This is a genomic window from Pedobacter suwonensis, from assembly GCF_044762335.1.
In the GTDB taxonomy this organism is placed as follows: Bacteria; Bacteroidota; Bacteroidia; order Sphingobacteriales; family Sphingobacteriaceae; genus Pedobacter.
The window spans coordinates 1-6,126 of sequence record NZ_JBIWEB010000038.1 but is presented as its reverse complement, the minus strand read 5'-3'; the positions used below and the strand labels follow the sequence as shown (position 1 = coordinate 6,126).

The following is a 6,126-nucleotide window of genomic DNA, read 5'->3' as shown; positions in this document are numbered from 1 at the left end:
GTGTACTCTACACTTTGCTGTATGCTAACTTTGGAAATATCGCTAACTTTTACGGTACGGTTTCCCTTTCTGGTGAGGACAAGGTCTTCGAGGTCTGTTTTGGTTTTTACCGTCGCATCGGTAACTGAAAGATATAAATAATTGTGGTCGGCTAAATAACCGTTCGATTTTATAAAATTGGTTTGTGATAGTACATTGCTAATCTGGTCGGGCGATATACCCAGCGTCTGCATTTTAGCAACATCAAGCTCAAACCAGAATTCTTTACTTTTTCCACCAATTACCCGAATTTCAGACACACCCGTAACTTGTGAAAGAAAGGGTTTTACGGTATAAGTGGCAATCTTTTTCAGCTCTACCGGAGAATAATTATGACTTTCCAGACTATAGCCGCTAACAGGCAAAATCGAGGGGTTCATTTTCTCAACCGAGATGTTAACCCCTGCCGGCAATGTTGCACTGATTTTGGCAATCTGCGATTCGATTTGTTGCTGGCTTAAATTGATATCTGCCCCCGGATTTATAAATGCCGAGAGCTCGCAACTTCCGCGACTCGTTTTACTCCGAACCAATTGCAGATTTGGCACTTGTTTTACCGCATTTTCCAATGGACGGGTTATCGTAACGACCATTTTATCAACTGGTTGCAGTTCAGCATCGGCAATGATTTTAATCTTCGGGAAAGTGATTTCAGGAAAAAGCCCAGTTTTCAGTTGCTGAAAAGAATAAACGCCTCCGACCAAAATAATGGCCAGTACGGCCAGAATGGGGTTTCTATGAGAAATAAAAAAGTTCTTCATGGCTATTTCTGAATTTTAACTTTAGCCGTATCGGCAATCCCATAGTTACCGGATGTGATAATTCTATCCGTTTTAGAAAACTTAGGACTCAACACTTCAGTTGTACTGCTGTTTTCGATGCCTTTCTTTACATTTACTTTTACCGCTATAGAATCGTTAATAAGTTTCATTACCCAAAATTCATCTTCCGTTTCGTTGGCCAGTACTGCAGATTTTGGTAGCACCTGGGCATTTGGGTGGCTGAGTTTGCTCAGTCGTACCTTTGCAATTAACCCTTCAGGAATATCTTTCCCTAATGGAACTTTAATAATATATCGCTGAGTTTGCGCTAATGAATCAACCGCCGGCATGGTCCCGGAAACGGTACCTGCTAACGAAGTTCCATCGGGCAGCAATACATTCAGGTTTCCGTTTTGCTTGATGATCTGGTTAAGCTCGTAGGGCAGGTCTAACAAGAACACCAAACTATTGCGGTTACTGATGGTTGCCAAAGCCTCGCCATCCTGCACATAATCGCCTTTTTGATGATTAACCTGAACAATGATCCCGCCTTGTTCTGCCCTAATATTTGAAATCCCTGAAAACTTAAAACCAGGATCCAGCTTATTAATGGTATTGCCAATAGACCTCGCCTCTTTGGTTATCAGCGTAAAGAGATTTTGTCCGCTGCCAACCTTTTGGCCGGTCCCCGCATTTGCTTTTTCGATATAACCGTTGATATTTGCCTTTACAAAGCTCTTTTCCAAATAAGCAGAAACCGCCGAAAGCTCAACATATTCAGCCAGTGAACTGTCGCCCACATGTGTGATTTTCACCGGTGTAACCGGAGATGGCGTATCTGTCGAAGCTTCAGGTGCTGAACTGCTACAGGAAGAAGAAAGTGTAATTGCAACAGCAAGGCTGCCATAAATCAATTTTAAATATCTGTTCATTATCGGTTCCAATAATTGTATTGATTAATCAGTTTTAAGCGGTTAATGGTAGTTTGTCTGAGCAGGTTTTGTGCAGACATATAATTGTTAATGGCAATTACAAAATCGGCAACCCGCAAATCTCCGGTATGCATAAGTTTACTATCCACATCAATTAAACCTTTACTAAACCTGATCTGGTCGTTGATTTTTCCAAAAAGCGCATCGGTCTGCTCAATTTGCTGACGTATTAAGTTAAGCTGTTGTGTTTGTTGTTTGTTAAAAAATTTCCTATAATTTGATATGGTTTCAGAGGCCAGATTCAGTTTGTTGAACTGCATTTTTTTTTGATGACCATCATAGATCGGAACAGAAAATGTAAACCCCACGCTGGCCCCAAAATTTTTATATGGCTGGAGCACTAACGATGAACTATAACCCCCATTGGCATATACGCCAAGTTTTGGTTGATAATTCAGTATGATGGAATTCCTTTGATTTTCGTTTTTCAGACTATCCAATTCAAATTTTCTTTTGAAAAAACTCGTTTCGGCAAACAGCTTATCCGATTTAAGTTTAGGTTCCTCCAAACGGACTAAGGTGGTATCGGTAATCCCGGATAAATAATTTAGGGTTGCCAAATCATTTTTATACTGCAAGGCTGCTTGTTGTAAGCTTAATTCCTGCTGTTGCATTGTAACCAAAAACGTTAAATATTCTGATTGTTTGTAAATATTACTTCTGGTTAAAGTTTTAAGCAAAGCTTCTTCCTTTCTAAGTAAAGCAACCACCTCACTGTTAAAATCAAACTGGTCCTGACTGGCAAAAGCTAAAATATATTGGTCTGCAATGGAACGATTTAAGTCGTATGTCGACACTTGACTTGCATACCTGATGGAATCGCTCTGCAGTTTTACTCCTTTCAGTTGGTTATTAATACGTTTCTTATTCAATAAATCGTAATTCACATTCAGTAAGGCGTCTAATGATTGTCCGTTGGTGATGACACCATCGTACCCATATCCTTGAATAATGGGTGCGTACAATCCGCTCGAAGATCCCGTCACTTGTGGTTTAGAAGTGGCTCGTACTATTAGGCTATCGATACCTGCAGATTTACGCTGGTTTTCTAAATCTTTAAGTACGGGACTTGTAATTTTTGCCTGGTTAAGAAAAAAATTGAGATTTTTTGTTATCTCTTGTGCTCTCCCTAAAAGGGCGGAACATAAAAGCAGCAAAAGAAGAAAATATTTATACTCAGGTTTCATTTCCTAAAAATTTATTTCGGCTAAACAAGGCAAGAAGTGCCTTTATGCAAGCTAAATTAGCAGCTAATCTTGGAGCAATTCTGTAGTTGCTTTTTTAGCTTGAAATATATAGCCCTTGCATAAGTAAACATAGAATTTACGTACCGGACGAGCGCCATTATAGATTAAAATAGGTTTTAATTGCGTTACAGAACTGAAATAGGATTTCAACAAATTATTTGGAACTGTATCTTTTTCGCTGTTTTTAAATCCGGGGTCAGAGTCAATAAAAATGGCACTCTTTCCGTTTAACAGGGACAAATCAGTCCCTATAAAATCAAACTGCAAGGCATTCTGGCCAAGAATGTTTTGTCCATAAATAAAGGAATCATTGTAAAAGTTTAATTCTCCAGCAGTTTTATAGCTATCGGCAGAAAAAACGAAATCTGCTTTATATTCACTTTTAATGGCATTCGTTTTTTCTGAAAGCGACTTCCATCCTACCCAGGTATCATCTGACCTAATTTGGACAGGATAAAATAAAACTTCAACCAGCAAAGCCAGGTGCACAATGAACGAAATAATCACTTGCAGGTTAATCCATTTTCTGTTGATTAAACTTCCTGCCAAAATAGTTCCGGTGATGTATGCCGGCATCATCCAGTTTATCTTAATCCAATAGATTGGCGAGAGCAGTAAAAAAGTTAAAAATATGGGAAGAAAGAAACAGAGTAGAAAAACGCCGGTAGTAGACATTTCACTCCATTTGCAAGCATAACTTCTGATAAGCTGAACCACCGAAACGATAATCGAAATAAAAAGCACGGGGATTAAAAGTGCTAGCTGATGTCCTAGAAGACCTAAAATAAATTTCGGTTTTAAGGTAAATGCTGCCGCCTCGTGCATACGTTGGCTACCCTGAAAAGCAAAAGATGCAAAGTGATTTTCTACGTTCCAGATAATGACAGGTGAGGAAACTGCAACCATTATTAAGCATGTTAACCATGGCCAAAAAGTTAAAAGGTACTTTCTGTTAGCATCTGATAGTAATAAAAAAAGTATCATTCCGGCTGGAAGAAAAACCGCGGTGTATTTGCTATCGAAAGCAAGGCCCATTAAAACTCCGGCCAGGAGCCAGTATTTTTTCTTTTGATTGAAAATGGCCTCGTAAAGTGCAATAAGCGAAAGGCTCCAGAAAAATAACAGAGGCGTATCCGGTGTTGACACCAAAGAAAGGATGCTCACCATTAATGTACTCAAAAAAAGCACTATGATCTTTTCGGCCTCAAATTTTGGAAAAAGGCGTATGGCCAGTTTATATACTGCAATACAGGTTAAAGCCGTCAAAACGGAATCGGCCAGTTTGATGGCAAAAATGTTTTTGCCCAAAATGGTTGTGAAAAGCCATAACAGATAAGCAACAGCAGGTGGGTGGTCGAAATAGGAAAGCCTTGGATGCTGAGAATAGAAGAAATAATAAGCATCCTGTGGCATAGGCCCCATTATCCAAATAGAAATAAGCCTGATGAAGACGATGGCTGCCAACATATAGAATGGTACTTTCCCAATAAAGGAACCTTGGATTCTAGTTATGAAATTCATGATAAATATTAAGTTACGATGAAGTAAAACCTATAAGCAATCGTCGGGAAGCCGGGGCATCTAAAATCTTCCGGAAAGCATTAAGCCGGATGCCCCGGGTTGGTAAAAGGGCATTAAGGTAAATTTGCTATCCTTCTTTTTATTGAAGATCTGTTTCATGTAAGGATAAACGAGGTAAGCAATCTTAGTAGATGCGATACCGAATCCGGCACCGGCAACAACATCGCTAAACCAGTGTTTATTATTGTACATTCTTAGGGTTCCAGTGGCAGTGGCCACAAAATATCCCGCATAACCAATCCATGGGTTCACATCTTTATATTCCTGATGCAAAAATTCCGCAGCCATAAATGCAGAAGCGGTATGGCCCGAAGGAAACGAGTTTGTACCCGAAAGATCAGGCCGCATACGCCCTATATCTTGTTTGACAAAATGTGTGGAAGCACCCATAATAGCGGCAGAGGTTACATAAAGCATCGATGCATCAAAAAGATTATGTTTCCCTTTTATACCGGAAAGGTTTAATGCAAATACAGCAGCTGCTGGCGCAAACTGTAAATAATCATCAACGTGTGCAGCAAATAATGGATGGTCTTCCTGTAACTCGCCCTTTGTACTAACATCGAGCTGTTTCAAAGCACCGTTATCGTAAACAGCAGCAAAGCCATAACCCACCAGAACAGCCGGGGCAATGAAAGCTGCTATCTTAAATTTCTTTTTCGGAATTGGATTCCCTGTGTACCATCTTCTCAAAGAATCTGGAGCGGAAGTGGTTTTCAAAGAATCTACATTTTGCGCAGATGAAGATAATGTTGCTGCCATAGACAGCAACATTATATAAAAATACTTAGCCATTACTAAGGTTTTACAGAATTACCGCTTGCATCAAACAATAAATCTTTTCCTTTTACTTCAGCCTCGTAATTCACGGTTCCATCAGCTTTGGTAATTTTTGCGGCCTCAGCAACTTTCATACCTTTTAGCTTAGCCATAACAGCTGCCGGAAACTCACTTGCCTTAATCGAAACTTCTGTTTCCAACAAGGCACCCGCTACTGAATAAACTTCCGAAGTTTCCTTTCCATTAAATGTAAAGCCAGCCTCATAGTTTTGTTTTTCCATCTCCCAATTTACTTTAACACCGGGATGACTTTTTGCGAAAGCAGTTTTAACTGCAGCTGGCACTTTTGCTGCTACAACCTTCTGTGCGAATGTAGCGGTAACCATACCGCCCATCAATAAAAAAATTCCAAAAATCTTTTTCATAGTTTTTATTTTTTCATCAAAACTATAAACCAATTATGTAGGAATTCTGTAGTTAATATTCAGTATCGAAAGAAACTGAAAAAATATGCCATTTATTTATCTGTTTGTACGAAATCTCATATCCATATAGATTACAAACTTGTTTGGTAATGGCCAGACCAAGTCCCATTCCTTCAGATTCACTGGATTTAGAAAACCGGTCGAAGAGCCTATCTTTCGCATCAAAATCTTTCCCGGTATTAGAGACCACTAATGCGGATTTGGAAAGTTCGATTATAAATTTGCCACTTTGTACATTGTG

7 protein-coding genes are annotated in these 6,126 nt (G+C 39.3%); all 7 read right to left on the bottom strand.

The features are described 5' to 3' along the window. A partial coding sequence (locus tag ACIQXP_RS25045; RefSeq protein WP_387508665.1) for an efflux RND transporter permease subunit occupies positions 1–800 on the bottom strand: 800 nt, incomplete at its 3' end. 2 nt (positions 801–802) lie between these two features. Next, on the bottom strand, positions 803–1,732 hold the full coding sequence (locus tag ACIQXP_RS25040; RefSeq protein ID WP_387508667.1) for an HlyD family efflux transporter periplasmic adaptor subunit: 930 nt from the start codon (positions 1,730–1,732) through the stop codon (positions 803–805). Next, positions 1,732–2,979 carry a TolC family protein gene (locus ACIQXP_RS25035; protein WP_387508669.1) on the bottom strand — a complete coding sequence of 416 codons (1,248 nt, stop codon included), beginning with the start codon at positions 2,977–2,979 and terminating at the stop codon, positions 1,732–1,734. Before ACIQXP_RS25035 ends, ACIQXP_RS25040 begins: the two co-directional genes overlap by 1 nt. A 63-nt stretch (positions 2,980–3,042) precedes the next feature. After that, entirely contained in the window at positions 3,043–4,560 is a 1,518-nt protein-coding gene (locus ACIQXP_RS25030; RefSeq protein ID WP_387508671.1) for a glycosyltransferase family 39 protein, read from the bottom strand. Positions 4,561–4,620: 60 nt separating this feature from the next. Further along, positions 4,621–5,382, bottom strand: a complete 762-nt coding sequence (locus tag ACIQXP_RS25025) for a phosphatase PAP2 family protein (RefSeq protein ID WP_387508673.1) — start codon at positions 5,380–5,382, stop codon at positions 4,621–4,623. Between the two features lie 35 nt (positions 5,383–5,417). Continuing rightward, positions 5,418–5,825: a hypothetical protein gene (locus ACIQXP_RS25020; RefSeq protein ID WP_387508675.1), complete on the bottom strand. Its 408-nt coding sequence runs from the start codon at positions 5,823–5,825 to the stop codon at positions 5,418–5,420. A 52-nt stretch (positions 5,826–5,877) separates the two neighbouring features. Continuing rightward, positions 5,878–6,126: ATP-binding protein (locus ACIQXP_RS25015; protein ID WP_391527822.1), on the bottom strand; the 249-nt coding region annotated here is incomplete at its 5' end.